At 61.4% G+C, this 3,458-nt stretch carries 2 protein-coding genes; both read left to right on the forward strand.

Annotated features, from left to right (window positions below):
- Window positions 1-180: 180 nt before the first annotated feature.
- A complete protein-coding gene (locus ABSG20_RS32670; RefSeq protein ID WP_423868577.1) occupies window positions 181-630 on the forward strand; it encodes a DMT family transporter in 450 nt (149 codons plus the stop codon).
- A gap of 3 nt (window positions 631-633) precedes the next feature.
- Entirely contained in the window at window positions 634-3,030 is a 2,397-nt protein-coding gene (locus ABSG20_RS32675) for a glucan 1,4-alpha-glucosidase (RefSeq protein ID WP_423868578.1), read from the forward strand.
- Window positions 3,031-3,458: the final 428 nt, after the last annotated feature.

Raw genomic sequence — 3,458 nt, forward strand, 5'->3', positions numbered from 1 at the left:
GGACGGGTGGAGCGCAAACGATACCCATCACTCATTGTTCCAGCGAAGATGTTGGGTTTCGCGAAGAGCTCAACCCAACCTACGAGCTGGCGCAAAGCGTCCTTTGGTCAAGAAATCCTTCGACTCTCCAGCCGGATGTCGGCAAAATAAAAGGGGTCCCGATGGTCATGGAACGGAGTGATGATGAGCTGGCTTCTTGCACCCCTCGCAATTCTCCTCGGCGCCGTTCTGACGACCCAGGTTGCGACCAACACGCAGCTCGGCAAAGCACTTGCAAATCCCTATATTCCGGCCACCGTCAACATGGCTTCTGGCCTGATCGTCACCATGATTTTGACATGGGCGCTGACTTCCCAGTGGCCTTCGCGCGAGATGATGCGCGAAGCGCCATGGTACCTTTGGCCTGCCGGCGGCATCCTAGGTGTGACATATCTTACCGGGAATATCCTGCTCGCCCCTAAACTCGGAGCCGGTGCGCTTGTGGCGCTTGTCGTGGCGGGGCAGCTTATATTCTCGGTTCTGCTCGATCATTTCGGGTGGTTCGGATTTGAACAACATCCCGCCGGTGTTGCTCGCCTGGCCGGATGTTCGCTTATGATCGCTGGCGTTTTCCTCATCTCCAGGTTTTAATTAATGACAGACCAGACGGTCCCACCCGGCGCACCAGGTATTCCGCCGCGCTGGACCTCAAGCGCCAAAAGCGCGGTCGGGACAGCCGCGGGTCCGGAGAGCAGGATATGGTTCACGATCAGCCACGGTATTCTTAACGAAGTCTATACGCCGCGACTCGATACCGCCTGCATTCGCGATTTTGGGTTCATCGTCACCGCGAAAGATTATTTTTCCGAAGAGAAGCGCGACGCCGATCACACGGTCGTGCTGATCGAAGACGGTGTTCCGGCCTTTCGGCTCGTCAACACATCAAGGGATGGCCGCTACCGCATCACCAAGTCGGTTTTTTCCGATCCCGATCGCGAAGTGGTGCTGCAGCAGCTGTGTTTCGAAGCGCTGATGGGCGAGCTGTCCGACTATCGGGTTCACGCGCTGATAGCGCCCCATCTTGTCAATGCCGGCGCCGGTAATACAGCCTGGGTGGGTGACTTCAAGGGGCGGCCGATGTTGTTCGCGGAAGCGAGAGGCACCTCGCTCGCGATCGCGTCCTCGGTACCCTGGACCGCGCGGTCGGTTGGTTATGTCGGGACCTCCGACGGCTGGCGGACATTGAAACGCGGCGAAGGGTTGAAGCCTGAATATCGATGCGCGCCGAACGGCAACGTTGCTTTGTCCGGTACGCTCGACCTGGCGAACAGCAACGGCCAGGCACTGCTGACGATGGGCTTCGGGGCGCAGCCGGAAGAGGCCGCCTTTCGCGCCGTCCTCAGTCTGCAACAGGGTGCCGCATCGGCGCTCAAGAAATATATCGCGGGCTGGCGTAACCTGCAGAACCTGTTCCTGCCGCTCGACGAGCCGCGCGACCCCCGGCAATTGAACCGCTATCGGATCAGCACCGCGGTGCTGGCGTCCCATCGCGACGATGCCTCGGGCGCGATCATTGCGAGCCTCTCGATCCCCTGGGGGTTTCGCAAAGGCGACGACGATCTCGGCGGCTATCATCTGGTCTGGCCGCGGGACCTGGTCGAAACGGCGGGTGGTTTTCTCGCGGCAGGCGCTGATGCGGCGGCCAAATCAGTGCTCGATTATCTGATGGCGGTTCAGGAGGCCGACGGACACTGGCTACAGAATTCGTGGCTCGACGGCCGGCCTTACTGGAAGGGCGTCCAGATGGACGAGACCGCGTTTCCAATCCTTCTTTATGACATGCTGTTGCGCGCCGGCGCGATCGAACGATCGGACGCCAAGCATTATGCGCCGTTGATCGAGGCGGCCGCCGGTTACATCGTCCGCGCCGGCCCGACCACCCAGCAGGATCGCTGGGAGGAAGATGGCGGCTATTCCCCGTTTACGCTGGCGGTTGAAATCGCCGCGTTGCTGGTGGCCGCCGATGCGATGGAAGCGATGGGCAAGAGCGCCATGGCGAAGTATCTCCGCGAGACCGCCGATCATTGGAACGAGCAGATCGACGGCTGGACCTACGCGACCGATACCGAGCTTTCCCGCCAACTCGGGATCGATGGTTACTATATGCGGATCGGATTTGCGGGCAGTGACGGTGCCTTCGGATCGCGGGGTCTGATACCGATTCGGAACCGGCCTGACGGCAACGAAGCGCTGGAAGCCGGTCTTCTGGTGAGCCCGGACGCGCTCGCTTATGTGCGCTTCGGTCTGCGCGCCGCCGACGATCCGCGTATTCTCAATACGGTCACTGCCATCGACGCCCTGCTCAGACGCGAGCTGCCCGCCGGTCCCTATTGGTACCGCTACAATGATGACGGTTATGGTGAGCACGCCGATGGCGCGCCGTTCAACGGTTCCGGGATCGGCCGGCTGTGGCCGCTTTTGACCGGCGAGCGCGCACACTATGAACTCGCAGCCGGACGGCCGGAGGAGGCCAGACGTCTGTTGGCAACCTTCGAGGCGTCCGCCAGCATCGGCGGCCTGTTGCCGGAGCAGATTTGGGACAGCGCGGATATTCCTGAACGCGAGCTATTTCTGGGACGGCCTTCCGGGAGTGCGATGCCGCTGGTCTGGGCCCACGCCGAACACGTCAAATTGCTGCGGTCATTGCGGGAAGGTGCGGTGTTCGACATGCCGCCGCAGACCTACGCCCGCTATGTGAAGAGTGCGCCCCAACCCGCGCCCATTGTCTGGCGTATGGCCTCGAAGATCGGCCGAATTGCGGTCGGCCGGATCCTGCGCCTGGAATTCCTGGAGCCCGCATCCGTGCATTGGTCGTCCGATAACTGGGTGATCACGACGGACAGCGAGTGCCGCGCCACAGGTGTGCGCACGTTTATCTGCGATCTGCCGACGCAATCCCTGGCCGCGGGCAGCCAGCTGCGCTTCACCATGCTGTGGACCCAACAAGGCAAATGGGAAGGCACCGATTTCATGGTCGTGGTCGGCGAATAATCGGCTGATGCGCGGCCCGCTGGCCTCCAATCCGCCCAAATATCGACATGACGTAGCGGCGCCCCTTGTGGGCGCCCTGTTCGACATCATTGCGGGACCACAAAAACAATGCCTGAACCGGTTAGTTTGAGCGCTTGCGTCTCGAAGGATGGCCGCTTGCGCGGCCGTCGTTTGGCCGCCCTCCTTCGAGACGCATCGCTTGCGCGATGCTCCCCTCAGGATGATGTCTGGGGAGGATGCCGATATGATTCGAACTTTAAAATCGCCGACCTAGACGAGACCTGGACGAGCGGTTCTATGAAACCTGTCATTTCAGGCCACGGGCATTGGCCTCTCACTCCCTCTCCCGCTCTTCGCGGGGGAGGGTGGGGTGGGGGCGCGGCATCGGCGGTGTTGGTTACGTGTGGCCGCGATACCCGATCGATGGA

Origin of the sequence: Bradyrhizobium sp. (assembly GCF_049512235.1) — a bacterium.
Classification (GTDB): domain Bacteria; phylum Pseudomonadota; class Alphaproteobacteria; order Rhizobiales; family Xanthobacteraceae; genus Bradyrhizobium.